General features: G+C 64.9%; 27 protein-coding genes. 12 read left to right on the plus strand and 15 right to left on the minus strand.

Going from position 1 to position 25,831, the window contains the following annotated elements; genetic code table 11:
- Positions 1-97: 97 nt before the first annotated feature.
- Entirely contained in the window at positions 98-304 is a 207-nt protein-coding gene (locus MJ8_RS31545) for a tautomerase family protein (protein ID WP_128259601.1), read from the minus strand.
- 93 nt (positions 305-397) lie between these two features.
- Positions 398-1,318 carry an SMP-30/gluconolactonase/LRE family protein gene (locus tag MJ8_RS31550; RefSeq protein WP_140752111.1) on the minus strand — a complete coding sequence of 307 codons (921 nt, stop codon included), beginning with the start codon at positions 1,316-1,318 and terminating at the stop codon, positions 398-400.
- 295 nt (positions 1,319-1,613) lie between these two features.
- On the opposite strand from MJ8_RS31550, the gene MJ8_RS31555 reads away from it, so the two are divergent.
- Entirely contained in the window at positions 1,614-1,778 is a 165-nt protein-coding gene (locus MJ8_RS31555; RefSeq protein ID WP_224532113.1) for a hypothetical protein, read from the plus strand.
- 308 nt (positions 1,779-2,086) lie between these two features.
- On the opposite strand, the gene MJ8_RS31560 is transcribed toward MJ8_RS31555, so the two are convergent.
- From MJ8_RS31560 to ccmA, 4 genes are all read right to left on the minus strand, one after another.
- Positions 2,087-2,665 carry a DsbE family thiol:disulfide interchange protein gene (locus MJ8_RS31560; RefSeq protein ID WP_201412423.1) on the minus strand — a complete coding sequence of 193 codons (579 nt, stop codon included), beginning with the start codon at positions 2,663-2,665 and terminating at the stop codon, positions 2,087-2,089.
- Entirely contained in the window at positions 2,662-2,835 is a 174-nt protein-coding gene (ccmD, locus tag MJ8_RS31565) for a heme exporter protein CcmD (RefSeq protein ID WP_201412424.1), read from the minus strand. The genes MJ8_RS31560 and ccmD overlap by 4 nt, the downstream gene beginning before the upstream one ends.
- 117 nt (positions 2,836-2,952) lie before the next feature.
- A complete protein-coding gene (gene ccmB, locus MJ8_RS31570; protein ID WP_140700682.1) occupies positions 2,953-3,618 on the minus strand; it encodes a heme exporter protein CcmB in 666 nt (221 codons plus the stop codon).
- A gap of 211 nt (positions 3,619-3,829) precedes the next feature.
- Positions 3,830-4,438: a heme ABC exporter ATP-binding protein CcmA gene (gene ccmA, locus MJ8_RS31575; protein ID WP_201412425.1), complete on the minus strand. Its 609-nt coding sequence runs from the start codon at positions 4,436-4,438 to the stop codon at positions 3,830-3,832.
- A 283-nt stretch (positions 4,439-4,721) separates the two neighbouring features.
- Between ccmA and acnA the strand changes: the two genes are divergently transcribed.
- Positions 4,722-7,412 carry an aconitate hydratase AcnA gene (gene acnA / locus MJ8_RS31580; protein ID WP_210345615.1) on the plus strand — a complete coding sequence of 897 codons (2,691 nt, stop codon included), beginning with the start codon at positions 4,722-4,724 and terminating at the stop codon, positions 7,410-7,412.
- A gap of 65 nt (positions 7,413-7,477) precedes the next feature.
- On the opposite strand, the gene MJ8_RS31585 is transcribed toward acnA, so the two are convergent.
- Positions 7,478-8,152 (minus strand): ceramidase domain-containing protein, encoded by a 675-nt coding sequence (locus MJ8_RS31585; protein ID WP_201412427.1) that lies wholly within the window; start codon positions 8,150-8,152, stop codon positions 7,478-7,480.
- Between the two features lie 185 nt (positions 8,153-8,337).
- Between MJ8_RS31585 and MJ8_RS31590 the strand changes: the two genes are divergently transcribed.
- Positions 8,338-9,156, plus strand: a complete 819-nt coding sequence (locus tag MJ8_RS31590) for a DUF1223 domain-containing protein (protein WP_201412428.1) — start codon at positions 8,338-8,340, stop codon at positions 9,154-9,156.
- A 284-nt stretch (positions 9,157-9,440) separates the two neighbouring features.
- On the opposite strand, the gene MJ8_RS31595 is transcribed toward MJ8_RS31590, so the two are convergent.
- Positions 9,441-10,379, minus strand: coding sequence for an IS110 family transposase (locus MJ8_RS31595; protein ID WP_201412284.1), 939 nt, complete (start codon positions 10,377-10,379; stop codon positions 9,441-9,443).
- A gap of 732 nt (positions 10,380-11,111) precedes the next feature.
- Between MJ8_RS31595 and MJ8_RS31600 the strand changes: the two genes are divergently transcribed.
- Positions 11,112-11,498 carry a DUF2794 domain-containing protein gene (locus MJ8_RS31600; protein WP_201412429.1) on the plus strand — a complete coding sequence of 129 codons (387 nt, stop codon included), beginning with the start codon at positions 11,112-11,114 and terminating at the stop codon, positions 11,496-11,498.
- Positions 11,499-11,653: 155 nt separating this feature from the next.
- Here the strand turns inward: MJ8_RS31600 and MJ8_RS31605 are convergent, their stop codons facing one another.
- The 4 genes from MJ8_RS31605 to MJ8_RS31620 all read right to left on the minus strand — a co-directional run bounded on the left by MJ8_RS31605 (position 11,654) and on the right by MJ8_RS31620 (position 16,512).
- A complete protein-coding gene (locus tag MJ8_RS31605; RefSeq protein ID WP_201412430.1) occupies positions 11,654-12,190 on the minus strand; it encodes a GNAT family N-acetyltransferase in 537 nt (178 codons plus the stop codon).
- 115 nt (positions 12,191-12,305) lie between these two features.
- Positions 12,306-13,046: a Bax inhibitor-1/YccA family protein gene (locus MJ8_RS31610; RefSeq protein WP_041003072.1), complete on the minus strand. Its 741-nt coding sequence runs from the start codon at positions 13,044-13,046 to the stop codon at positions 12,306-12,308.
- Between the two features lie 227 nt (positions 13,047-13,273).
- Positions 13,274-15,814 (minus strand): ABC transporter permease, encoded by a 2,541-nt coding sequence (locus MJ8_RS31615; protein ID WP_201412431.1) that lies wholly within the window; start codon positions 15,812-15,814, stop codon positions 13,274-13,276.
- The gene (locus MJ8_RS31620) at positions 15,814-16,512 is read right to left on the minus strand and encodes an ABC transporter ATP-binding protein (RefSeq protein WP_201412432.1); all 699 of its coding nucleotides are present in this window, start codon (positions 16,510-16,512) and stop codon (positions 15,814-15,816) included. The genes MJ8_RS31615 and MJ8_RS31620 overlap by 1 nt, the downstream gene beginning before the upstream one ends.
- Positions 16,513-16,594: 82 nt before the next feature.
- On the opposite strand from MJ8_RS31620, the gene MJ8_RS31625 reads away from it, so the two are divergent.
- Both MJ8_RS31625 and thpR read left to right on the plus strand, forming a co-directional pair.
- A complete protein-coding gene (locus MJ8_RS31625) occupies positions 16,595-17,239 on the plus strand; it encodes an arylesterase (RefSeq protein WP_201412433.1) in 645 nt (214 codons plus the stop codon).
- Positions 17,240-17,357: 118 nt separating this feature from the next.
- On the plus strand, positions 17,358-17,951 hold the full coding sequence (thpR, locus tag MJ8_RS31630) for an RNA 2',3'-cyclic phosphodiesterase (protein ID WP_201412434.1): 594 nt from the start codon (positions 17,358-17,360) through the stop codon (positions 17,949-17,951).
- Here thpR and MJ8_RS31635 read toward each other — a convergent pair.
- Positions 17,858-18,367: a low molecular weight protein-tyrosine-phosphatase gene (locus MJ8_RS31635; RefSeq protein ID WP_201412435.1), complete on the minus strand. Its 510-nt coding sequence runs from the start codon at positions 18,365-18,367 to the stop codon at positions 17,858-17,860. The genes thpR and MJ8_RS31635 overlap by 94 nt on opposite strands.
- A 102-nt stretch (positions 18,368-18,469) precedes the next feature.
- On the opposite strand from MJ8_RS31635, the gene MJ8_RS31640 reads away from it, so the two are divergent.
- From MJ8_RS31640 to MJ8_RS31650, 3 genes are all read left to right on the plus strand, one after another.
- Positions 18,470-18,763: a 4a-hydroxytetrahydrobiopterin dehydratase gene (locus tag MJ8_RS31640; RefSeq protein ID WP_201412436.1), complete on the plus strand. Its 294-nt coding sequence runs from the start codon at positions 18,470-18,472 to the stop codon at positions 18,761-18,763.
- 289 nt (positions 18,764-19,052) lie between these two features.
- Positions 19,053-19,415, plus strand: a complete 363-nt coding sequence (locus MJ8_RS31645) for a YkvA family protein (protein WP_201412437.1) — start codon at positions 19,053-19,055, stop codon at positions 19,413-19,415.
- A gap of 257 nt (positions 19,416-19,672) precedes the next feature.
- Positions 19,673-20,179 carry an invasion associated locus B family protein gene (locus tag MJ8_RS31650; RefSeq protein WP_201412438.1) on the plus strand — a complete coding sequence of 169 codons (507 nt, stop codon included), beginning with the start codon at positions 19,673-19,675 and terminating at the stop codon, positions 20,177-20,179.
- 65 nt (positions 20,180-20,244) lie between these two features.
- Here the strand turns inward: MJ8_RS31650 and MJ8_RS31655 are convergent, their stop codons facing one another.
- Together MJ8_RS31655 and MJ8_RS31660 are read right to left on the minus strand one after the other, a co-directional pair.
- On the minus strand, positions 20,245-21,591 hold the full coding sequence (locus MJ8_RS31655) for a chloride channel protein (RefSeq protein ID WP_201412439.1): 1,347 nt from the start codon (positions 21,589-21,591) through the stop codon (positions 20,245-20,247).
- A 200-nt stretch (positions 21,592-21,791) separates the two neighbouring features.
- Positions 21,792-22,091 (minus strand): hypothetical protein, encoded by a 300-nt coding sequence (locus MJ8_RS31660; protein WP_201412440.1) that lies wholly within the window; start codon positions 22,089-22,091, stop codon positions 21,792-21,794.
- Between the two features lie 318 nt (positions 22,092-22,409).
- Between MJ8_RS31660 and MJ8_RS31665 the strand changes: the two genes are divergently transcribed.
- The 3 genes from MJ8_RS31665 (at position 22,410) to MJ8_RS31675 (ending at position 25,809) form a co-directional block, all read left to right on the plus strand.
- On the plus strand, positions 22,410-23,840 hold the full coding sequence (locus MJ8_RS31665) for a DHA2 family efflux MFS transporter permease subunit (RefSeq protein ID WP_225248087.1): 1,431 nt from the start codon (positions 22,410-22,412) through the stop codon (positions 23,838-23,840).
- Between the two features lie 272 nt (positions 23,841-24,112).
- Positions 24,113-25,345 (plus strand): 23S rRNA (adenine(2503)-C(2))-methyltransferase RlmN, encoded by a 1,233-nt coding sequence (gene rlmN / locus MJ8_RS31670; RefSeq protein ID WP_201412441.1) that lies wholly within the window; start codon positions 24,113-24,115, stop codon positions 25,343-25,345.
- Complete coding sequence (locus MJ8_RS31675) at positions 25,342-25,809, plus strand: hypothetical protein (RefSeq protein WP_201412442.1); 468 nt, start codon at positions 25,342-25,344, stop codon at positions 25,807-25,809. Before rlmN ends, MJ8_RS31675 begins: the two co-directional genes overlap by 4 nt.
- Positions 25,810-25,831: the final 22 nt, after the last annotated feature.

The following is a 25,831-nucleotide window of genomic DNA, read 5'->3' on the forward strand; positions in this document are numbered from 1 at the left end:
CTGATCTCCCCCCTTGTGGGGAGATGTCCGGCAGGACAGAGGGGGGCGCTGTCCCGCCGACCTCTCGCAACTTCCGGGCTGCGGCGTGCGACGGCCCCTACCCCTTCCGCAGCGTCTCGACGTCGGTCTTGCCGACATACCAGTCGCGGGCGTTGACCTCCTCGAACACCACCCAGACATCGTTGTTGCTGAGCCCGGTGGCTTCCATGATGGCCGACGTCACTTTCTTGGCGATGTCAGCCTTCTTGCCGGCCGGATCGGCGGCGATCACTTCCTTGACGATGCGGATGTTGACGAATGGCATTTTTCTCCCTCCCTTTGGTTAGGTCCGTGAGCACCGGAAGCGCAGAAACCGCCGGCAGATGGCCGCCGGAGCGGCATTTCCAAACAATCTCGCTCAATACGTCTTCGCCCCGTTCACCATCAGCCGCACCATATAGAGCGAGGTGGTGCCGGCGATGTAGAGGCAGTTGAGCTTGTTGCCGCCGAACACGCAGTTGGCGGTCACTTCGGGCACCTTCACCTTGCCGATCAGCGTGCCGTCCGGGTCGTAGCAATGGATGCCGTCGGCAGCGCTTGTCCAGATGCGCCCGTCCGAATCGAGCCGGAAGCCGTCGAACAGGCCGGCGGTGCAGTCGGCGAACACCTTGCCGCCCGAAACCTTCTTGCCGTGCTTGCCGACGTTGAAGACTCGCATATGCGCCGGGTTGTTCTCGCCATGCGTGCGGCCGGTGTCGACGACGTAGAGCAGGCTTTCGTCGAGCGAGAAGGCAAGCCCGTTCGGCCGCACCATGTCGGTGATGACGGCCTCGACGTCGCCGGTCTCCGGATCGACGCGATAGACATTGCAGGCGCCGATCTCGCTTTCGGCCTTGTCGCCCTCATAGTCGGTGTCGATGCCGTAGCTCGGATCGGTGAACCAGATCGAGCCGTCGGAGCGCACCACCACGTCGTTGGGCGAGTTGAGCCGCTTGCCTTTCCATTTGTCGGCGATGGTGGTGACCGAGCCGTCGTGCTCGGTGCGGCTGACGCGGCGGCCGGAATGCTCGCAGGTCACCAGCCGGCCCTGGCGGTCGACCGTGTTGCCGTTGGAATTGCCGGACGGCTGGCGGAACACGCTGACGCTGCCGTCGGTCTCGTCATAGCGCAGCATGCGGTTGTTCGGAATGTCGGACCAGACGACATAGCGGCCGGCGGCGAACCAGGCCGGTCCTTCCGCCCAGCGGCATCCGGTGAACAGCTTCTCCACCTGCGCGCTGCCGTTGAACAGGCGCGCAAAGCGCGGATCGAGAATTTCGTAATAGTCTGCGGCCGCCATACATTTTCCTCCCGGCATTCACGTGACGGGGCGGATCAAGCCAGCCCGAAGGCGATCTGGCAAGGCGGCAGCCAGCAATTTGTATGACAAAACGGATGAGAACTGCGTGAAGCGGACCGGTTTCGTATGCCACGCCGCACGCATGGCCCGTTAGCTTGCGGTTAACCGGCTATGCGCTGGCTGCAATGGTGCATTGCAACATCTTTCTTTTGCAATGCACCATTCCTATGTCATGCTCGCAATCGTCAGGGAGGAACAACCGGCCGCGCCAATGCGGCATGAAAGGAACCCTGTCATGTTCGACAATCTTGTCTCCCGCGCCCGCGCCAGCATCGCCAAGCGCCGTCATTACAACCGCCTCGTCGCCGAAATCGAGAACCTGTCCAGCCGCGATCTCGCCGATCTGCGCGCCGACCGTTCGGAAATGCTCTACCAGATCCACAAGCAGATCTACGGCTGAGCTTCGACGCTTTCGTCATCCTCGGGCTTGACCCGAGGATCCATGCCGTGACCTTCGAGCGCCGCAGCGGTGCAGGCACGCGCGCCCACAAGCGCCAGTTCTTGACCGCGGGGTTCTACGATCAACGTCACGGAATGGATTCTAGAGCAATTCCAGGAAAAGTGTGAGCGGTTTTCCGTCAGGAATTGCGTCAAAACAAAGAGATAGAGCGGTTCGCCGTTTCCGTGAAACGGTGAGACGCTCTAGGGTCTGCGCTGCGTCGCTTCGCTCCTTGCTTCGCCCTAGAATGACGATGGACGGGAGGCGCCTCAGCCCGGCGCCGACAGCGCTTTCTCGATCTGCGGCAGCAGCAGGTCGCGCGCCGACTCCGGCGTCAGCGGCCCGACATGCTTGTAGGCGATCTTGCCGTCCTTGCCGATGACGAAGGTCTCCGGCACGCCGTAGACGCCCCAGTCGATCGCCGCGCGTCCGGCCGGATCGACGCCGATCGCCTGATACGGATTGCCGAGATCGCCAAGGAAGCGGCGGGCGTTTTCCGGCTGGTCCTTGTAGTTCAGCGCGGCGAGCGTGAAGCGCTTGTCCTGCGAGAGGCCGAGAAGCACCGGATGCTCTTCCCGGCACGGCGCGCACCAGGACGCGAACACGTTGACCAGCGTCACCTTGCCGGCGAAGTCTTTTGACTCGAGTCCAGGCAGATTGGCGCCCTCGAGCGGCGGCAGGTCGGTCTGCGGCGCCGGCAGGCCGATCAGCGCCGAGGGGATTTCCGAAGCGTCACGGCCCGACAGAAGCTGCGACAGGAACAGGCCGGCCAGCCCCAGGAACACCAGCAGCGGCAAAAGCACGAACAGGCGGCGGCGCGGCGCCGGAGCTTCGGTTTCGAGGCTCATGGTTTTGCCGCTCCGGATTTGTCGGAGCGCCGCCTCACACCAGCGGCTTCGAGCGCGGCGAGCTCGCGCTTGCGCGCCCGCTGGTCGAGCAGGATCCAGCCGATCAGTCCGGCCAGGACGACGGCCGTGATGGCATAGGCGGCGGTGACGAACAGGACGTGCGCGCTCACAGCGACCGCTCCCTGCTTTTGGCCATGTCAACCGTTCCGATCATGTCTTTTCATAACCTTGCACCAGCCGGTCCGCAATTTGTCGCGGTGCCGCAGTGGGCCAACGCCTTCTTCGCCTCAATCCGTCCCATGCCGCAGCGCCAACGCCGCCGCCAAGGGACCCAGCACCGCAAGAAACAGCGTCAGCGCGGCGAGAATGAGGAATGGCTGCAGGAACGGCGCCGGATCGGCGACGGCGCCATAGCTTGCCGAAACACCGAAGATCAGCACCGGAATGGTGAGCGGCAGCACCAGCACCGAGATCAGCAGTCCGCCGCGCGGCAGCGCCACCGCCACCGCCGCACCCGCGGCGCCAATGAAGGTGATGGCCGGCGTGCCAACAAGGAGCGTCAGCGCCGTGGCGCCGATGCCGAGCGGCTCCATGTTCATGAACAGGCCGAGCAGGGGTGCGGCGACAACCAGCGGCAGCACGCTGCCCGTCCAATGCGCCAGGCATTTGGTCAGCACCGTCAGCGCCAGCATGTGCCGGTCGCCGTTGAGCACCAGCAGATCGAGCGAGCCGTCCTCGCGGTCGGCCTGGAACAGCCGATCGAGCCCGAGCAGGCAAGCAAGCAGCGCCGCGATCCACAGGATCGCCGGACCAATGCGGGCGAGCAGGTTGAGGTCCGGGCCGACGCCGAACGGGATGGTGACGATGACGGCGAGGAAGAAGATCACGCCGATCAGCGCCCCGCCGCCGGCGCGGATCGAGAGGCGGATGTCGCGCAGGAAGAGGGACCACATTACGTCGTGATCCCTTTGCAGGGTTTGCGTTCCTTCGCGCCCCCCTCTGGCCTGCCGGCCATCTCCCCCACAAGGGGGGAGATTGGCTGTTTCAGCGCCCCGCTTACTCTTTCGACGTCGACTATTGGCGAAATCGCCGGCGACGTCTGATCTCCCCCCAAGTGGGGGAGATGGCCGGCAGGCCAGAGGGGGGCGCCGTAGAGCACCGACATCAAAGAACCTGCCCCATCCCTAACACCTTCGCCCCCTCCAACCCCAGCGGCAGATGCGTGGCCGCCACCACGATCCCTCCATCGCGCAGATGCCCGTGCATCAACCCCGCGAACCGCTCCTCCGAAGCCTTGTCCAACCCCGCCGTCGGCTCGTCCAACAGCCAGACCGGCCGCCGGCTGACCAGAAGCTTGGCAATCGAGGCGCGCCGCCGCTGCCCGGTCGACAGATAGCCGAAAGGCAAATGCCCGAGCCCACCGAGCGCCACCGTCTCCAGCGCCTCCTCCACGCCCAGTCCGGACTCCCCCTGAAAAGCGCGCCAGAAGCCGAGATTCTCCTCGACGCTGAGCGCCGTCTTCATCGCGTTGAGATGGCCGAGATAATGCGCGGCTGAGGCGACCGTCGGGAAAGCCTCGCCGCCACCTTCGAATCGAACCTTTCCTTCGGCGACCGGCAACAACCCGGCGACGATCCTCAGCAGCGTCGATTTGCCCGCGCCGTTCGGTCCCGTGACGATGAGCGCCTCGCCCTTGTCGAGCGCGAAGCCGATGTTGGAGAAAACCGTCTCGCCGCCGCGCTCGCCGCCCAGATTTTCGGCGATCAGCCGCATTCTTGCCCGTCCCGAAAGCACCTTTTCGGAGCCGTTTCCGGCTCACGCAAATTCGTCTTTCGACTGTCTAGAACTATTCCAGGAAATTCTCTATATGCGGTTCATCCGTGCCAGCGGTCGGCGCGGGATCAGAATTAGCGCCGAACCAGCGCACGCGCCGCCTTGAACGGCTCGGGTTGCTTGGGAGCGGACAGCGGAAATGGCCGTACCCGCACCTTTGCGCGTGATTGCATGCCAACGGCGTCCGTTCCCTTTCAGGCTGAACAGACAAGGACGGATCGCCGTGACGAAATCCCTCGACAGTTTCAATTGCCGCCGCACCCTGACCGCAGGTGGCGCGGACTATGTTTATTTCGACCTCGTTGAGGCCGAGAAGAACGGCCTCACCGGCATCGCCCAGCTGCCCTATTCGATGAAGGTGCTGCTGGAGAACCTGCTGCGCAACGAAGATGGCCGCTCGGTCACCAAGGAATCGATCCAGGCGGTCGCCGCCTGGCTGACTGACAAGGGCACCGCCGGCGTCGAGATCGCCTACCGCCCGGCCCGCGTGCTGATGCAGGACTTTACCGGCGTGCCGGCCGTTGTCGACCTCGCCGCCATGCGCGACGGCATCAAGGCGCTCGGCGGCGACCCGGAGAAGATAAACCCGTTGGTGCCGGTCGACCTCGTCATCGACCACTCCGTCATCGTCGATGAGTTCGGCACGCCGATGGCCTTCGCCCGCAATGTCGAGCTCGAATATGAGCGCAACGAGGAGCGCTACAAATTCCTGAAATGGGGCCAGCAGGCCTTCCGCAACTTCCGCGTCGTGCCGCCCGGCACCGGCATCTGCCACCAGGTCAACCTCGAATATCTCGGCCAGGTCGTGTGGACCAATTCGGAAGACGGCGAGGCGATCGCCTATCCGGACACCTGCGTCGGCACCGATTCGCACACCACCATGATCAACGGCCTCGGCGTGCTCGGCTGGGGCGTCGGCGGCATCGAGGCCGAGGCCGCGATGCTCGGTCAGCCTGTCTCCATGCTTCTGCCGGAGGTCATCGGCTTCCGCCTCACCGGCAAGCTCAAGGAAGGCGTCACCGCCACCGATCTGGTGCTCACCGTCACCCAGATGCTGCGCAAGAAGGGCGTCGTCGGCAAGTTCGTCGAGTTCTTCGGCCCCGGCCTCTCCAACATGACGCTGGCCGACCGCGCCACCATCGGCAACATGGCGCCGGAATACGGCGCGACCTGCGGCTTCTTCCCGGTCGATTCGGAAACGCTGCGCTACCTCACCATGTCCGGCCGGGAGGAGAGCCGCATCGCCCTGGTCGAGGCCTATTCCAAGGCGCAAGGCATGTGGCGTGACGCCGGCTCCGCCGATCCGGTCTTCACCGACCTGCTCGAGCTCGACCTCGGCGACGTCGTGCCGTCGATGGCCGGCCCGAAGCGTCCCGAGGGCCGCGTCGCCCTGCAGGACATCCCCGCCGGCTTCGCCAAGGCGATGGAGACCGAGTACAAGAAGGCCGCCGAGATCTCGAAGCGCTATGCCGTCGAAGGCACCGACTACGATCTCGGCCATGGCGACGTCGTCATCGCCGCCATCACCTCCTGCACCAACACCTCCAACCCGAGCGTGCTGATCGGCGCCGGCCTCTTGGCCCGCAACGCCAACCGGCGCGGCCTGAAGCAGAAGCCATGGGTCAAGACCTCGCTCGCTCCCGGCAGCCAGGTGGTGGCCGAATATCTGGAGAAATCCGGCCTGCAGAAGGAGCTCGACCAGATCGGCTTCAACCTGGTCGGCTTCGGCTGCACCACCTGCATCGGCAATTCCGGCCCGCTGCCGGCGCCGATCTCGAAAACCATCAACGATAAGGGCCTGATCGCCGCGGCGGTGCTTTCCGGCAACCGCAACTTCGAAGGCCGCGTCTCGCCGGACGTGCAGGCGAACTACCTCGCCTCGCCGCCGCTGGTGGTGGCGCATGCGCTGGCCGGCACGGTGACCAAGGACCTCACCACCGAGCCGCTCGGCGAGGGCAGCGACGGCAAGCCGGTCTATCTCAAGGACATCTGGCCGACCTCGGCCGAGATCCAGGAGTTCATCGAGAAGAACGTCACCCGCGAGCTGTTCGCCCGCAAATATGCCGACGTCTTCAAGGGCGATGCCTACTGGCAGAAGGTCAAGGCGCCGGAAGGCCAGACCTATGCCTGGGACGATCATTCGACCTATGTGCAGAACCCGCCCTATTTCGCCGGCATGAGCCGCGCCTTCGGCAAGGTCGGCGACATCAAGGGCGCGCGCGTGCTCGGTCTCTTCGGCGACAAGATCACCACCGACCACATCTCGCCGGCGGGTTCGATCAAGGCGGCATCGCCGGCCGGCAAGTACCTCACCGAGCATGGCGTCGGCGTCGCCGACTTCAACCAGTACGGCACGCGGCGCGGCAACCACGAGGTGATGATGCGCGGCACCTTCGCCAATATCCGCATCCGCAACCACATGCTGGGCGAGAACGGGCGCGAGGGCGGCTACACGATCCATTATCCCTCGAAGGAGGAGATGTCGATCTATGACGCCGCGATGGAGTACAAGAAGGAGGGCGTGCCACTGGTGATCTTCGCCGGCGTCGAATACGGCAACGGCTCCTCGCGCGACTGGGCGGCCAAGGGCACCAATTTGCTTGGTGTGCGCGCGGTCATCGCCCAATCCTTCGAGCGCATTCACCGCTCCAATCTGGTCGGCATGGGCGTCATCCCCTTCGTCTTCGAGGAGGGCACCTCATGGGCTTCCCTCAACCTCAAGGGTGACGAGCTGGTCGAGATCGACGGCCTGGACGCGATCAAGCCGCGCCAGAAGATGGTCGCCAAGGTGACCTTCGCCGACGGCACGGTGAAGAACGTGCCGATCATCTGCCGCATCGATACGCTGGACGAGCTCGATTACTTCAAGAACGGCGGCATTTTGCAATACGTGCTCCGCGACCTGGCCGCTTAAGTAGGGAAATAAGGCAGTAGGGCAGTAAGGGAGTAGGGAAGGACGCTCCCTACTGCCCTACTGCCCTACTGCCCTGCTGCCTTTGCTTTCCCAAACCTAGCCACCGCCGCGAGCAGCACTGCCAGCATCAGCGCGTTGAAGACGTGCCAGAGAAAATGCGTGCCGAGCGGGAAGCTGGCGCAGACCAGCGGATCGATCATGCGGCAGAAGATCGAGACGACGAAGATCGCCGATCCGGCCAGATTGTACCAGCCGGCCGGGTTGTCGTTGGCCGCCACCCATGCCCCGAAGAAGGCGAGCGCCAGGAAGGGCGGCAAATAGGCCGTGGTGCCGTTCGAGGCCTGGCGCAGCCAGTCGGGCACAGCATAGGTGATCAGGCCGGCCACGGCATAGAAGGCGACGAAGACGAGGATTGCCTTGCCCCAGCCCATACCGAGGAAACGCCGCAGGTTGAAAAGCGTGTAGGCCAGCGTGAAGCCGGCGATCGGCAGGATGTCGGCCCAGATCGTGCCTTTGCTGGCGAAGGTGTGGAAGAGCGTCGAGCCGATGCCGATCGCCACCACCCACCAGGCCAGCACCTCGGCGAAAGCGCCAGTCTTGTGGCGCCGCACCTGCCAGACGCCCCACAGTCCCGCGGCAATGAAAGCCACGTTGGTCAAAGCATTAGCCGGCTCCGCCCAAAGTCCTGGCCCCGTGCGTTCGCAATAGAGATCGACAGGGGTCAGGAAAGTTTGCCACATGATGAGGATGCTGTCCCCGAATCGAACCGCGCCTTGAAATGCAACCGCCTCTCCTATTGCGGCCTTACCTGCGGCTGCAACGCCAAAAATTTCACCGCAACGTGACTTCCCGTTGACTGGCGCTTCTGCCACATATTTTAGCAATCACAACAAGGCCGGCGTCACCGGCGGGAATTGGAAAAGTCATGGCATTTCGAGGACGATTGCGGCTTGCGGCGGCGGCGCTGGCCCTTACGGCGTTGTGCGGCGTGGCCCTCGCAGCCGAGCCTGAGAAGGCCGCGACCGGCAAGCTTCAAGCCGACAATCCCCAAATCGACAGGCCCCAAATCGACAGGCCCTTGGGCGTGGTCGAACTGTTCACCAGCCAGGGCTGCAGTTCCTGTCCTCCGGCCGACGAATTCTTCGCCGAGCTCGCCGGCAAGGACGACATCATCGCGCTCGCCTACCACGTCAATTACTGGGACTATCTCGGCTGGCAGGACACGCTGAGCACCAAGGAGAACACCGAGCGCCAATATGACTATATGCGCGCCTTCGGCAGCCGCTCGGTCTACACGCCGCAAGCCGTGATCAACGGCCGCAGCCATGTCAACGGCGCCAGCCGCAAGGACGTCGACGGCGCGCTCGCCCGCATGGACAGGACCGGCGAGGGCATGCGGGTCGCCATCAAGGTCAGCCGCACCAGCGACCGCGTCATGATCGACGCCGGCGATGCCGGCGGCGGCCCGACCGACGCCCATGTGGTGATCGTCTATTTCGACCCGCCGCAGATGGTGAAGATCGGCCAGGGCGAGAACAGCGGCCGCAGCCTGACCTACTGGAACGCCGTTTCCGACATCCAGACCGCCGGCATGTGGCATGGCAAGGCGCAGCGCTACGAATTGCCGATGACCGAGATCGCCAAGAAGGGCGGCTGCGCCGTGCTGCTGCAGTCGGTCGGCAAGGACGGCATGCCCGGCCCGATCCTCGGCGCCGCCTTCATCCACAAGCCGGATCGGCTTTAGCCCCCCTTCTAGCAATTGGCTTCTCGTCCGCTAGCGCGGACCGCTTCTCACCGCAAGGAAGGGCAATCTCTGGGAGCTCGGATAGCCGGCATGCCTTGATCGGCGTGACTGATCGGCTGGCGGCTTGATTGCCACGTGGTTCCCCCAATCCGTCGCTGCTTCGCAGCGCCACCTTTCCCCCCTCCGGAGGGAAAGGAAGGGAGCCTTGCGGACGAGCGTGACGGCAAAAAACCTGGCGCCTTTCCTCTCCCCCGTCGATCGGGGGAGAGCGACTATCTGGCGTGTCAAGTTGCATTTGCGAACTCGGTTCTCGCGTCGCGTGCTTTTGCGTTGAGGATGACGAGAAGTTTTCTGGCGAGTGCGATGCGGATGAGCATTTTGGGCTTTCCCGCCTGCTGCAACCGTTGAGCGAACGCTTTGAGATGCGGATCGAACTTGGCGACGATGGCCGCGACGACAAAGAGGATGCCACGCGGTCCGGCTCGTCCGCCGCGCACATGCCTGTTGCCGGCGCGCCTGCCGCTGTCGTTGGCGATAGGGGCGAGGCCCGCCAGCTTGGTGATGGCCTTGTTGGAGATGAGGCCGATCTCGGGCAGCTCGGCCATCAGGCGGGCAACAGTGCGGCCAGCCACACCCTTGAGCGAACGAAAGGCCGACCCCAGCTTGGCCCACAGTGGATCGTCGTCGATCATCGAGGCGATCTCGCCTTCCAGACGCCGCTCTTCGCGCTTGAGGAAGGCCAGCATGGCCTCGATGCTGGCGCATACCTCGGCATCGCGTGCGGCGCTTTTGCGCTGTTTGTTGATGGTGGCATCGCCGACAACCTGGCAAAGCCGCCCAACCAGCGCAGCAAGGCGCTGCTGGGAATTACTGGGCGGTGGGGTCGGAGCCGTCTTCTTGACTGCGCCATAATGGGCAATGACAGCAGCGTCGATCCGGTCGGTCTTCTCCAAATAGCCCATCGCCTCGGCAAAGCGCCGCACGCTTCTGGCATTGACCAGGGCGCATGGCATGCCGTGCGCCCACAAAAGCATGAAGCCAAGCCGCTCATAGCCGCCCGATGCCTCCATCACCGCAACGGCCGCGCCGTGGCTGCGACAGAACAGCCAAAGAGCTGCGATCCCCGTTGCATCGTTGGCGAAGCGCTCTATCGCCCCACTCGGCCAGACATGCGCGTCCAGCCAATCCTTGGAAACATCAACTCCACAAATGATCCTGTTCACGGTAACCTGCCTTGTACGTACGGTTGGAACCAAGCGACTGTTCGGTCGTGCGTGACGAAGGCGAAGATCCCAAGCTCTCCCGCGGCTGTAACCTCAGGTGGTACGGGCGACTTCGCCAAGCCAAGGTCCGGCTGGCCGGCCGGACCTTGGCTCAACCGCTTCAATCCCACGAAATCTCTCTCGTGTAGATACAAGGTGGCTCGGCGAAGCCGAGACGGAGTGGGGGTCGACCAGCGCTATATTGGATTGGGCAATGCATGCGCCAAGCTGCAATGCACACTATCGCCAAAGACCAGCCCGCTTGGAAATGTGTGCATGCCGTAGACGAGGGGAGAAGGAAAATAAAAAACCGGCGTCAGCTTGCTTCTGACGCCGGTCATTCAGGTTTTGGGATCGTCGCACCTGATTTTTCCAAGGAAAAACCGAGGTTGGTTCGATCCGACGCTGACCCGTGGGCGGGGGGCTTGGGGTTTACGAGCCGGTGCCGGACCGAACCGTCTCAGGCAACGCGGGTAAACTCGTCGGACATTGGGGCATGAGCGCGGATTATTTGTGGCAAGAATGTGGCGGAGTATCACCAATTCCAACATGCGTTTTGCAAACGTGACTGGACGTTTTGGAAACCGCGCGACCGCGCCCCGTGCCTGGCCGGCCCTTGTAAACCTGCCCTTGCAATTCCAGCATGAAAGCGCGAACCTTGGCTGGCGCATGATTCAATCGAAGGATCGAGGCATGACCGATCACAGCAGCGGGACGGAGGATGGGGAAGCATCCGGAATATTGATCCCGTTGCACGAGGCGCGCAATGCCCGCCTCGACCAGCCGGTGCGATTCGACCGGCGCGAGCTTGACCAGATCCTGAGGCTTTACGGACGCATGGTGGCGGCCAACGAATGGCGCGACTATGCAATAGACCATCTCGCTGATCGCGCTGTCTTTTCCGTCTTCCGACGGGCCAGCGAAGTGCCGCTGTTCCAGATCGTCAAGGACCCCAAGCTGGCGCGCCGACAAGGCGCTTTCGCCGTGATCGCCGCCGGCGGCCGCATCCTGAAGCGCGGCCAGGAACTCGGCCGCGTGCTCGGCGTGTTCGATGCGAAGCTGAAGGTTGTCGAGGCGTGAAGAGGAACTGGAGAATTGAAGAACTGAGGAATTGAGGCAAAGAGGCGCTACGCGCCTGATAAAATGATCTTTCTTTTCTCCAGTTCTTCAATTCTTCATGTCTTCAATCCCTCTTCAGCACCCCTGAGCCGCTCACGAAACCGCCGCTCCGGCAGCTACTCCGGATCCGGCGGCAGCGCTGCGCCGCCGTTCAGCGACAGTTGCATGAACACCGTGTCCAGCCAGCGCCCGTGCTTGTAGCCGGAGCCTTCCAGGCGCCCGGAATGGCGGAAGCCCAGCTTCTCGTGCAGCCGCACCGAGGCGCTGTCGGCATGGCCGTCGCCGATCACCGCGATGATCTGGCGGAAGCCCGCCGCGCGCGTCGTCTCGATCAAGGCACGCATCAGCGCGGAGCCCACGCCCTGCCCCTTGGCCTCGGGCGCGACATAAACCGAATCCTCGACGACGAATCGGTAGGCGGGGCGCGGCCGGAACGGTCCGGCATAGGCATAGCCGAGCACGACGCCATCCTTTTCCGCCACCAGATAGGGAAAGCCGCCCGCCGCCAGGGCATCGAATCGGTTGCCCATTTCGGCTCGGCTGGGCGGCTCCAACTCGTAGCTCGCCGTGCCGTGCGCGACCGCATCGGCGTAGATTTCGGTGATCCGGTCGAGGTCGGCCGCTGTGGCGGGTCGGATCGCAATAGTGCTCATAATTTGGGCAATTCTCTTTCCTGCCTCGATGACAGCAGAGCAATGCACAAAGAAAAGGGCGGCCGTTGGGCCGCCCTTCGCAAAGTCTGTGGTCCAGCGGAACCGGACAACGCCTTTAGCGGCGGTCGCCCATGAACTGCAGCAGGAACATGAACAGGTTGATGAAGTCGAGATAGAGCTGCAGCGCGCCCATGATCGCCTTGCGACCGGCGACGTCGGCGACGTCGCCCTCGAAATACATTTCCTTGATGCGCTGCGTGTCGTAGGCGGTGAGGCCCGCGAAGACCAGCACGCCGATCGCCGAGATGGCGAAGGCGAGCGCCGACGACTGCAGGAAAATGTTGATCAGCATCGCGATCAGCAGGCCGATCACGCCCATGATCAGGAACGAGCCGAACGCCGACAGGTCGCGCCGGGTCGTGTAGCCGTAGAGCGACAGACCGCCGAAGGCCGCGGCCGTGGCGAAGAAGGTCTGGGTGATGCTGGTGCCGGTGTAGACGAGGAAGATCGTCGACAGCGACAGGCCGACAAGGCCGGCATAGACCCAGAACGTGGTCTGCGCTGCCGCCACGCTCATCGACTGGATGCGGAACGACAGGAACATCACGGCGGCGAGCGGCGCCAGGATGACGACCCAGCGGAACGCGCTTGCATAGATGAGCTGGCCGAATCCGGTCAGCTGGCCGTCGCCCGTGACGGCGAGGTGGAAGGCGCCCCAGGCGGCAAGGCCGGTGATCAGCAGGCCAAGCCCCATGAGGTTGTAGACTTTGATCATATAGGCGCGGAGGCCCTGATCGATATCGACGCGCGCGCCGGGGGCGGCGGACGTCTGGTAGTTGCGAATGGGATCAGCCATTGGAAATCCTCTGTTGCTTCTGCCCCGTCCGGTGACAGGTCTTTGGGGACCAGGCGCCGCTGGCGGGGCTCCAGCATGCCTGCGCAAAATATGAGCGTTCTCGACGTCAAGAACAAGACGGTAACGCGCGGTAACGCTTTGTGAGAAGGCAAACGCCCGGTTTTCGGGCCTCCCGGCCGCCATTCTTACAAAGATTTAACCGGGCAGCCTGCCGGAAGGCCCGCCGATCAGAGGTTGCGCAGCACCGGCGCCGCCTTGTGGCCAAGCACCCGCCAGGTGCCGGCAAGGCCGATGCCGACCGTGACCGTCAACGAGACGAGAATGGTCGCCATGGCCACCTCAGGCATGAAATGCGACGGCAGCGTCATGATATGCGCGACCACGAACCAGGCGGCGATGCCGCCGGCAGCAAGCGCGAACAGCGCCGTCGCAAGGCCGATCAGCACATATTCCAACGAGAAAGCGATAATCAGCGTTCGTCGCGTCGCGCCGAGCGTCTTCAGCACCACCGCGTCATGGATGCGCGCCCGGTTGCCGGCGGCCAAGGCGCCGGAGAGCACCAGCACCGAGGCGATCAGCGCCACGCCGGCGGCGGCGCGGATCGCCGTGCCCAGTTGCGCCACCAGCCGGTTGACGATGTCGAGCGCGTCCTTGACGCGCACGGTCGTCACCGCCGGAAAGGCGCGGGTGACGGCGTTGAGCAGCCTTGCGTCGTCGGCCGTGGTGGCTTGCTTGTCGGTCAGCGTCGCCAGCCAGCCATGCGGCGCCCCGGCAAAGGCGTTGGGCGAGAACACCATGACGAAGTTGATGCCCATCGTCTCCCATTGCACCTGGCGGAAATTGGCGATCTTCGCCGTCACGTTGCGTCCCAGCACGTTGACGGTGACGCTGTCGCCGAGCTTCAGCCCGAGCGCCTTGCCCTCCTCGGCCGAGAACGAGACCAGCGGCTCGCCGGAATAATCCTGCGGCCACCATGTGCCTTCGGTCAGCGTCGCGTTTTCCGGTTGCCTGGCGTCATAGGTCAGGCCGCGGTCGCCGCGCAGCACCCAGGCGCCGTCGGCCGGAATCTTCACCTTGTCGACGTCGACGCCGTTGAGCGCCATGATGCGGCCGCGCAGCATCGGCACCTTGACCAGCGTTCCCCGCGGCGACTCCTTGCCGACAAGGTTGGCGAAGGCGTCGACGTCGCTGCTCTGGATATCGACGAAGAAGAAATTCGGCGCCCGTTCCGGCAGGCTGCCGGAGATTTGTCGCCGGAGATTCCCATCGATGAGCGCCAGCGTCACCAGCAGCGTCAGTCCGAGGCCGAGCGAGAGCACAACCGAGGGCGTCAGCGCGCCGGGCCGATGGATGTTGCCGAGCGCCAGCCGCAGCGAAACGGAACGTGTGCGCGGGCTCGTTCTTGCGGCCCATTGCACCAGCACGGCCACCAGCCGCAGCACCAGGAAGGCAAAGGCCGTGGCGCCGACGAAGATCGAGGCGATGCGGTAGTCGTTGGCCGAGAGGATCGCCAGCGCCGCCAGCGCGGCGACGATCGCCAGCGCCGCGCCCGCATAGGGCAGGCGCGGCAGACCGCGGCTCTCGAAACCCATCTCACGGAACAGCGCGGTCGCCGGCACGTCGCGGGCGCGGCCGAGCGGCAGGAGCGCGAAGGCCAGCGTCACCAGCAGGCCGAAGAGCGCGGCCATGGCGAGCGCGCTCGCGTAGAAGCCGCCTTGCGCCGGCACCGGAATGACCGATTGCAGAAGCGCGCTCGCCACGAAGGGCATGGCGGCGCCGAGGATCAGCCCGAGCACGATGCCGAGGCCGGCGATCAAAAGGATCTGGACCAGATAGACAGTGAAGACGAAGCCGCCCGAGGCGCCCAGGCTCTTGAAGGTGGCGATGACGCCGCGCTTGCCGTCGAGATAGGCGCGCACGGCGTTCGCCACGCCGACGCCGCCGACCACCAGCGCCGTCAGCCCGACCAGGGTGAGGAACTGCGAGAAGCGCCCGATATTGGCGGAGAGCGCGGGCGCGGCGTTGCTGCGCGTGCGGATCGACCAGCCGGCCTGCGGGAAATCTTTCGCGGCTTGTGCCTGGATATCCTTGATCCGCGCCTCCGACGTGCCATCCGGCAGCCTCACCTTATAGGCGTTCTCGACCAGGCTGCCCGGTTGCACCAGGCCGGATGCGGCGAGGCCCTGGCTGGAGATCATCAGCCGCGGCGCGAAGCCGAAACCGTCGGACACCGCGTCCGGCTCGCTGACCAGCCCCGCCCGCAGCTCGAAAGTGGCGCTGCCGAGCTTCAGCCGGTCGCCGATGTGAAGATTGAGCCGGTCGAACAAAAGGTCGGGCGCGGCGGCGCCGAACACGCCGGACCTTTCGCCGAACAACTGGTCCTTCGGCAGCGCCGGGTCGGTTTCCAGCGCGCCGTAGAGCGGATACGCGTCGTCGACGGCCTTGGCTTCGACCAGCGCCTGGTCGGAGCCGTCCTCCAGCCGCGCCATCGAGCGCATGCCGGAGGTCTGCGACACCGCCCCGAGACTGCGGATGAAGCCGAGTTCGGCATCGGAAGCGCTGCGCTGGTTGACCTGGAAGCGCAAATCGCCGCCAAGCAGCGTCTGGCCCTGATCGGCGACGCCGGCCGAAATCGCCTGCGCCACCGAATTGACGCCGCCGATGGCCGCCACGCCCAGCGCGATACAGGCCAGGAAGATCATGAAGCCCGACAGGCCGCCGCGCATTTCGCGCAGCGAGAAGCGGACGGCGAGCTTCAATGTCCGCATCAGGCCGGCACCTTGGCAGGCGCAGGCGCATCCTCGATCCGCCCCGAGCGCATCGAAACCTGGCGCGCGCAACGTCCGGCAAGCAGCGGATCATGCGTGACCAGCACCAGCGTCATGCCGCGTTCGGCCGCCTTGGCGAAGAGAAGGTCGGCAATCTGCTTTCCCGTCGCCTGGTCGAGATTGCCGGTCGGCTCGTCGGCGATGAGGATGCGCGGCGACGGCGCCAGCGCCCGCGCGATCGCCACGCGCTGCTGCTCGCCGCCGGAAAGCTCGCCCGGATAGTGCGTCAAGCGGTCGCTCAGGCCGACCGCCGCAAGCTCGCGCGCGGCCACCCCGAACGGATCGGCATGGCCGGCAAGCTCCAGCGGCACCGCGACATTCTCCAGCGCCGTCATGTTGGGGATGAGGTGGAAGGACTGGAACACGATGCCGATGTTTCGTCCCCGAAACGATGCGATCTGATCCTCGCTTTTGCCGTTGAGCAATTCGCCGGCGATCCGGACCGTGCCCGAATCGACCTTTTCCAGGCCGGCGAGAACCATCAGCAGCGTCGACTTGCCCGACCCCGAAGGGCCGACGATGCCGGTGGCTTGCCCCGCCGCCACATCGAGGCTGACGCCCTTCAGCACATGGACGGAGGACGCGCCCTCGCCGAGCGTCAGCGATACGTCCCTCAGCGCGATGACCGGTTCTGTCACAATGAAAGTGCCCTATATGTGGAAAAAGGAGACCGTCCGTGTCTCCTTCCCTGGGTTGTTCCGGTCATATGGGGCTCGCCGCATGGCATTCAAACACCGTTTTGCCGCAGCCCTCATCCTTTTCCTCGCCCTTTGCGGCGCCTTTTCGCCGGCGCGCGCCGACACCTTCACCATCGTCGGCTTCGGCGACAGCCTGATGGCGGGCTACAGCCTCGGCCCGGGCCAGGGCTTCACTGACAGGCTGCAAGCAGCCTTGAAAGCGAAAGGCCTCGACGTCACCGTCGCCAATGCCGGCGTGTCGGGCGACACCTCGAGCGGCGGGCTGGCGCGGCTCGACTGGTCGGTGCCGGACGGCACAAGGCTGGTGATCCTCGAGCTCGGCGCCAACGACATGCTGCGCGGCCTCTCGCCCGAGATTGCCGAGAAGAACCTCGACGCCATGCTCGACAAGCTGAAGCAACGCAACATTCCGGTGCTGCTCGCCGGCATGCGCGCCGCGCCCAACCTCGGCGCCGACTACCAGAAGGCCTTCGACGCCATCTATCCGCGGCTCGCCGGAAAGTACGGCGTCCCGCTCTATCCGTTCTTTCTCGACGGCGTCGCCGGCCACCCCGACCTGCAACTGGAAGACGGCCTGCATCCCAATCCCAAGGGGGTCGACGTCATGGTGGAGCGCATCCTTCCCGTGGTCGAGAAGGCGATCGCCGACAATGGGGGGCCGTCATGAGTCCGGAATGCCGCGCTTTCCGCTGGGGAAACCTTGTGGACAACAAACCGCTTGCCCCGCGCTGATATCGATGATTCGCTAGGGCCGAGAGTTTCGATTCGAGGACAGGAGGCTTCACATGCCACGTCTTTTCACCGCCCTCGAAATTCCGCGTGACGCCGCTCTCTCCTTATCCTTGCTCCGGGGCGGGCTGCCTGGAGCGCGCTGGATCGATGTCGAAAACTACCATCTGACGCTGCGCTTCATCGGCGATGTCGAGGGCCATGTCGCCGACGAGATCGCCAACGCCCTCGACAGGGTCGACCGCCCCTCGTTCCAGATGACGCTCACGGGCGTCGGCGCCTTCGGGGGCAAGAAGCCGCATGCGGTGTGGGCCGGCGTGTCGGCCTCGCCGGACCTGACGGCGCTGCAGGGCGAGATCGACCGCATCTGCCAGCGGCTCGGACTGCCGGCCGATCCGCGCAAGTTCTCGCCGCATGTGACGCTGGCGCGCCTGCGCAATGCGAGTCCGCTCGATGTCGCACAATATCTTTCGGCGCGCGGCAATTTCGCCGCGTTGCCCTTCCGCGTCGGCCGCTTCGTGCTGATGTCGTCGCGCGATTCGGTCGGCGGCGGCCCCTACATCGTCGAGGAGGCCTGGCCGCTGGTCGGCGAAACGATGGCCTCGAGCCGCTTCGCCAGCGCCTCCGATGCCTCGCGGATCATGCGGTAGACCGACGCGAAGGCCTCGGCGCCGTCATAATAGGGGTCCGGCACGTCCACGGCATTCCCCGTCGCGAAGTCCAGATAGAGATGGACCCGGTCGCGCAGGACATGCGGCGCCAGCGCCTTGAGGTCGCGCACATTCGCCCGGTCCATGCCGAGGATGAGGTCGAAGCGCGAGAAATCCTCCGGCAGCACCTTGCGCGCCCTCTGTCTTGAAATGTCGACGCCGTGCTTTGCGGCCACCGCGATCGAGCGCCGGTCCGGCTCCTGGCCGGCATGCCAGCCGCCGGTCCCGGCCGAATCGATCACAAGGCCTCTGCCGTGCTCGGCGAGCACCGCGCGAAACACGCCCTCGGCCAGCGGCGAGCGGCAGATGTTGCCGAGGCAGACGAACAGAACGGAATTTATCGGCTTTATGCTCATGCGATATGCGCCATTTGTGCATTTGCAACCCCAAAACCGCAAAGCGCCTTTGGGCGACTTGCACTATGGTGAGGGCCAACTCGAGATAGCACGGGAATCATCATGACGAGAGAAAAACTCAGCAAGGACGCGATCGCCGCCGCTCTGGCCGAGCTCGAAGGCTGGTCGCTGGCCGCCGACGGCGCTTCCATCAAACGCAGCTTTGTCTTCAAGAATTTCTCCGAAGCCTTCGCCTTCATGACGCGCGTGGCGCTGGCCGCCGAGAAGATGGATCATCACCCCGATTGGTCGAATGTCTACAAGACCGTCGACGTGACGCTGAACACCCATGACGCCGGCGGCGTGACGGCGCTGGATATCGAACTGGCCAAGCGGATGAATAGGTATTTTCACTGAGGGCGAAGGGCCTCGTGACTTCATCATTCCGGGGCGGAGCAAGGAGCGAAGCGGCAATCGTCCGCAATTGACCGAAGCCTGCGAACTTCGTCATCCACGATCGGATGGAGGTTTCGGCCAATCGCCAGGCGATGGCGATCGCCACGATGCTTCTTATGAACCAGCCCTGCCGAGTCCGATTTTCCTGGGCGACCAACCCCCGAACTCTTGCAGCAGCCCCCCGCTTTCACCACATCTTTCGCGGCGGGTCGGCACGCATGGGTTGCGCGCGGCCGCTAAGGAGCGATTGATGACGCAAGGTCCCGGTTTCGATTTCTTCGGCTTTGGCGACAAGCTCGCAGGCGAAGGCGAGGTCCGCGAGAAATTCTGGCGCACCGCCAAGAAGGCGGCGCGGCAGATTCCGTTCATGGATGAGGTCGTCGCCGCCTATTACTGCGCCATGGACAAGGACACGCCGCTGCGTGCCAAGGCCACCCTGCTCGGCGCGCTCGGCTATTTCGTCCTGCCGTTCGATTTCATTCCCGATTTCGTCGTCGGCCTCGGCTACACCGACGACCTTGCCGTGCTGACCGCGGCGATCACCGCCGTCAGCGCCCATATCACGCCCGCCCACAGGCAGGCCGCCAGGGACGCGCTGGCCGACAAGAACTGATGGCGGCGCGTTTGTAGCACGCAAATCAGCAGCGGCGAAAAGACAAACTCTTGCCGTTTTCGTGGCCTCCAACTCCGCGCCGGGACGTCGCGCCAGCCTCAATCCACAGTGGCGGCGCGGATGGTGGCGGTTTCCTGGGGTGAGTTCCTTTTCTTCGAGGACAATTCACCGTTTGGTAACCCTGATTAAATCAAAATGAAGCGACGGCAGGACGCCACGCGGCCCGCCTCCGCACCACTTGGAATACGGGAAGAACGATGCGCGGATTGATTGCTACAGTTTCCAGCCTGGTCCTGGTGGCCGCTTTCGCCGCCCCGGCGCTGGCGCAGCAGGCGACCAAGATCGGCCAGCACAATGCCTGGGGCACCTACAGCTATCAGTCGAAGGCCGGCAAAGTCTGCTATGTGCTGACCGTGCCCACCGACAAGCAGCCCCCGTCGCTCGATCATGGTGACATGTTCTTCTTCGTCAGCCAGCGGCCGGGCCAGCAGGTCTCCTACGAGCCGCAATTCATCGCCGGCTACAATTTCCAGGAAGGCTCGAAGGCCACCGTCACCATCGACAAGAAGACCTTCTCGATGTTCACCCGCGGCAAGTCGGCCTGGGTCGAGAACGCGGCGGAAGAGCCGGTGCTGATTGCCGCCATGAAGACCGGCACCGACATGAAGGTGCAGGCCAAGTCCGGCCGCGGCAACCCCACCTCCTACGTCTTCTCGCTGAAGGGCATCTCGGCCGCGCTGGCCTCCATCGCCAAGTGCAAGTAAGCCGAAACGGCATCCGATCTTGAGCACAGGGCCGGGCATCAAGTCCGGCCTTTTTGTTTGCGCGCTCAGCCCTGTGCGGGGGTTTCCGCCCTGCGTCGCCGGATCGCCTCGGCGATGAAGACGCGCGACAGCGCATGATAGAGCGGCTCGTTGGAGATGAGCCTCGCCGTGCCGTAGCCGAGCATCGCCGCGCACATCAGCGCGATCACATTGTCGTGGTTGCCGGTCATTTCCAGGATGATGACGAAGGCCGTCATCGGCGCCTGCACGACGCCGGCAAAATAGCCGGCCATGCCGAGCAGCGCCGCGGTTCCCGTGGCCGTGCCGAAGGCCAGGCCGAGCGTGCTGCCCAGCCCCGCGCCCACAGCCAGCGACGGCGCGAAGAGGCCTCCGGGAATGCCCGACACCATCGACAGGAGGCCGGCGGCGAATTTCTCGACGAAGAAGAAGGCCGGCAGCGGCGTGCCCTCGATCGCGCCGCGCGCCTGCACGTAGCCGGTGCCGAATGTCAGCCCGCCGGACGCCACGCCGATCACCGCCACGGCGAGCCCGCAGACGCCCGCCACGACCAGCGAGCGCGGCAGCGGCTGCAGCGCGTTCCAGCGCCGGATGCGGCGCATGACCTTCAGCGCCGAGAGCGAGAACAGCGCGCCGACACCGCCGCCGACGATGCCGCAGGCAAGCACCAGCGGCCAGTCGGCGGCGAAGGCGACCGTGTCCTTGGCGACGCCGAAATAGGTGTAGTTGCCGAGCAGACCCAGCGAGGCGAGGCCGGCCAGGATCACCGCCGTGAGCACCAGTCCGTTGGTGCGCGCCTCATAGGCGCGGCCCATTTCCTCGATGGCGAAGACGATGCCGGCGAGCGGCGTGTTGAAGGCGGCGGCGATGCCTGCGGCGGATCCTGCCAGGATCAGGCCGCGCGCCTGCGCCATGCCGCCCCAGCGTGCCGCCTGCAGCATCACCGAAGCGCCGACCTGCACGGTCGGACCCTCGCGGCCGATCGAGGCGCCGCAGGCGAGGCCGACGATGGTGAGCGCGATCTTGCCCACCACCAGCCTGAGCGACAGGATGCGGCTGCGATCGTCCTCGTCGCGCAGATGCCGCGCCGCGATCGCCTGCGGAATGCCGCTGCCTTGCGATCCCGGGAAGAAGGAATGCGCCAGCCAAGCACAAAGGACGAACCCAAGCGGCGTCACCACAAGCGGCAGATAGAAGCGCCAGCCGCCGCCATTGCCCGTCACCACATGGAACAGGGCCTGCGCCCGGTCGGCGAGCAGGGCGAACAGGACGCTGATCAGCCCGATCGATATGGCGCCGGCCCAGAAGACGAGGCGCGGCTGCCAGACGCGCCGCGACATCCACATGGCGTGTGAACGCCGCAGCATGCGGTATTTTCGCGATATTCCGGCCATGACCATCCTCTCGATAGTCACCGCCCTAGCACACTCGCCGGGGCGATCAACCCGCGAGGGCGGTCTGGCGCTATGCCGGCAAAGTCGGGGAACGGTGCTCGAGGATCACGGCTGGAGGGCTCGCAAAAGATGTCGCCGGATGGCGGATAACCCGCCGGCGTACCGGCCGGCGGGAGAGGTCGGCACGCGGGATGGGCGAGTCACATCGCCATTTTTTCACATTCGGCCTGGGCCTTCTTGGTCGACGTGTCGATCATGTAGGCTTTGCCCTTGGCGTCGGTGATCATCATCATGCAATGCTTGATCGGCTTGGCCATCTTCATCATCTCGGCGCTCATCTTGGCGTCCGGCATCATGGTGCCCATGTGACCGTCCGGCATGATCGCGGTCACCTGGCCGCCCTTCATCATCGTCATGGCGCCCATCGTGTCCTCAGCGAAGGCCTGCGAGGCGCAAAGACCGGCGAGGCCGGCAACAAGTGCGAACTTGATCGAGTGCATCTGAACAACTCCCATTGTTTGAGGGGCATGGTTGCCCCTTTCAGGTTCGCGGAAGCGGCTCGAATGGTTACGTCAACACGAATATGTGATCGGGTTTCATGGCGGCAGCCGGCCACGTCGCGCCCCTGGCGCAGGCCAGTCAAAATTTGTTGACCTCTGTGCCAGTCGAAATTGCTACCGCTTCGCATCGGTCGGGACATAAAGCAGTCCGGTGCGAGGGGAGGCCGGGCCGGCCGGGCCGCACGACATCCACGCCGGCGTGATCGCGGACGGCTCGCATCGGGCCGCCGCTTCCTGCGCGACGGAACTGGCGGACAATTGGAACAGCATCTCTTTGCGACAGAGCGCGACCCGCGGCTGAAGCTGATCATCCCGGCAATCGTCGCCATCGCCTTCCTGATGGAACAGCTCGATTCCACCATCCTCACAACCGCTATTCCCGCAATCGCGCAAAGCCTCGACACCACGCCGGTCCGGCTCAATCTGGCGATCACCACCTACATCCTGACCTTGGCCGTGTTCATCCCGGTCAGCGGCTGGTTCGCCGACCGGTTCGGCGCGCGAAAGATCTTCGCGCTGGCGCTCTTTACCTTCACCCTCGGCTCGGTCCTGTGCGGCGTGGCCGATAGCGTCGGCATGCTTTTGGCCATGCGCGCGCTGCAGGGGCTGGGCGGCGCCATGATGACGCCGGTCGGGCGGCTGATCCTGCTGCGTTCCTTTCCGCGCAGCGGGCTAATCACCGCCATGACCTATATGACCTTGCCGGCGATCGTCGGTCCCGTCATCGGGCCGCTGCTCGGCGGCCTCCTGACCACCTATGCCTCCTGGCGCTGGATTTTTTACGTCAACGTGCCGTTCGGCCTCATCGGCATTTTCGCCGCCTTGCGCTTCGTCGACGATTTCCAGGGCGAGGAAGCGCAGCCTTTCGATTTCGCCGGCTTCCTCATGGTGGGCGCCGGCGCGGCGCTCCTGCAGTTCGGCCTGGAGAATATCGGCAAGCCGGTGATCTCCTCGCTGGCGACCGTGCTGGTGCTGGCCGCATCGGTCCTGCTGCTCTTCGCCTTCGGCCGTTATGCGCGCCGCGTCGCCGCGCCCGCGGTCGATCTCACGCTGTTCCGATTCCGCTCCTTCTGGGTCGGCACGCTGGCCGGGGGGCTGTGCCGCATCGGCCTCAACGGCGCGCCCTTCCTGTTGCCGCTGATGCTGCAGGTCGGCTTCGGCATGAGCCCGGTCACGTCGGGGTCGCTGACCTTCGTCGGCAGCTTCGGCGCCCTGCTGATGCGGCCGCTCTTGTCGTTCTTCCTGCGGCGCTTCGGCTTCAAGGCCGTGTTGAGCGGCAGCGCCGTGGTCGGCTCCGTTGCCGTGGCGGGTTTTGCCCTGCTCGGCGCCGACACCCCGCATTGGGCGATCGGCCTTTATGTCTTTTTCTTCGGCATCGTCCGCTCGGCGCAGTTCATGTCGTCCAACACGCTCTCCTATGCCGACCTGCCGGCGGAGAAGCTCAGCCGCGCCACCAGCCTGGGCGGCGTCCTGCAGCAGCTCAGCGTCTCGCTCGGCGTCTCGATCGCCGCCATGGTGCTCGGCCTCGTCTCCGGTGAGGTGCACGCGCCGACGGCGGACCAGTTCCATTGGGCGTTCCTGCTGACGGCGGTCATTCCGCTGCTTGCCATTCCGGGTTTCTTCTTCCTGCATCCGGAAGACGGCCAGCAGGTCAGCGGCCATCGCCGGAAGGCGGAAGCTCAAGAGTAAGGCGGTGCCAGTCGAGGCTCCTCCTTCTCCCCTTGTGGGAGAAGGTGGATCGGCGCATAGCGCCGAGACGGATGAGGGGTGTTCCAGGAAACGCCAACGCCTCACTCCGCTGGAACACCCCTCATCCGGCCGAGCTTCGCTCGGCCACCTTCTCCCACAAGGGGAGAAGGGGGAACCCGCCGCATGACTCCGGCGCTCAGCTGTGCTATGCGCCGCGCTTCCTGTGCGGCCGATGCTGAAATCGGCCGCAAATCGCTTATATTGGCGCCACCATGACCGTTTCGCTTGATCTTACCGCCGAAGGCGCCCGTGACGCCTTGCGCCGCGCAGCACCCACCGAGAAGCCGTCGCTGATCGGCCTGACCCGCGCCGAGCTCGGCGAGGCGCTCATCAGTGCCGGCATCGTGCCCGAGCGCCAGGCGAAGATGCGCGCCCAGCAGCTCTGGCACTGGATGTATGTGCGCGGCGTCTCCGACTTCGCGCATATGTTCAACATCTCCAAGGAATTGCGCGCCGCGCTCGACAGGCACTTCACCGTCGCCCGGCCGGAGATCGTCGAGGAGCAGATCTCCTCCGACGGCACCCGCAAATGGCTGTTCCGCTTTCCGCCGCGCGGCGCCGGCCGCCCGGTCGAGATCGAGACCGTCTACATCCCCGAGGAGGGTCGCGGCACGCTCTGCATCTCCTCGCAGGTCGGCTGCACGCTGACCTGCTCCTTCTGCCACACCGGCACGCAGAAGCTGGTGCGCAACCTGACGACGGAAGAAATCCTGGCGCAGCTGCTGACCGCGCGCGACCGGCTCGGCGACTTCCCCGACCGCGACACGCCGGACGGCGCCATCGTGCCGGCCGAGGGCAGAAAAGTGTCCAACATCGTCATGATGGGCATGGGCGAGCCGCTCTATAATTTCGAGGCGGTGAAGAAGGCGCTGCTGATCGCGTCCGACGGCGACGGGCTTTCCCTGTCGAAGCGCCGCATCACGCTCTCGACCTCGGGCGTGGTGCCGGAGATAGCCCGCACCGGCGAGGAGATCGGCGTCATGCTGGCGATCTCGCTGCACGCCACCAATGACGACCTGCGCGACCTTTTGGTGCCGATCAACAAGAAGTTCCCGCTCAAGGAGCTGATCGCCGCCTGCAAGGCCTATCCGGGCCTCTCCAACGCCAAGCGCATCACCTTCGAATATGTGATGCTGAAGGACGTCAACGATTCGCTCGACGACGCCAAGGCGCTGGTGAAGCTCTTGAAGGGCATTCCCGCCAAGATCAACCTGATCCCTTTCAACCCGTGGCCCGGCACCAACTACCAGTGCTCGGACTGGGAGACGATCGAGAAGTTTGCCGACTACATAAACAATGCCGGCTACGCCTCGCCGATCCGCACGCCGCGCGGCCGCGACATCCTCGCCGCCTGCGGCCAGCTCAAGTCGGAATCGGAGCGGATGCGGAAAGTGGATCGCCTGGCGCTGGAAGCCATGATGATCGCGGGGCACGGCGAGGCTTGAGGCGCATCATCGCCTATCTCGTCCGCTTCGGCGTCATCCTTGTCGGCTATGTCGTCGCCTCGCTGGCGGCGAGCGCCTTCCTCAACATCCTGGTCCTGGCGCATCTAGGCTACACGCCGGCCAATCCCGAGCCGGCGGCCACCGCCTCGCTCTATTTCTCGGTGCCTTTCGTGGCGCTGTTCGTCGCCTATTTCGCCTTCATGCCGGCGGCGGTCGTCATCCTGATCGCCGAGGCGCTCGGCCGGCGCGACTGGCTGTTCTACGCGCTGGGCGGCGCCGTCATCGCCGTCGTCTTCCTTGGCTTCGTGCACAGTCTGGGCGACGCCAATTTCGATGTCACCGCGACCAACGCCAGATTGGCCGTGATCGGCTGCGGCATGGTCGGCGGCATCTTCTACTGGCTCTCCGCCGGCCGCTGGGCCGGCAGCTGGCGCCGCGAGCCGCTGCCAGATCCGGAAGCCTGACCTGCGCCTGCAAAGCGCGAGG

Source organism: Mesorhizobium sp. J8 (genome assembly GCF_016591715.1).
Lineage (GTDB): Bacteria > Pseudomonadota > Alphaproteobacteria > Rhizobiales > Rhizobiaceae > Mesorhizobium.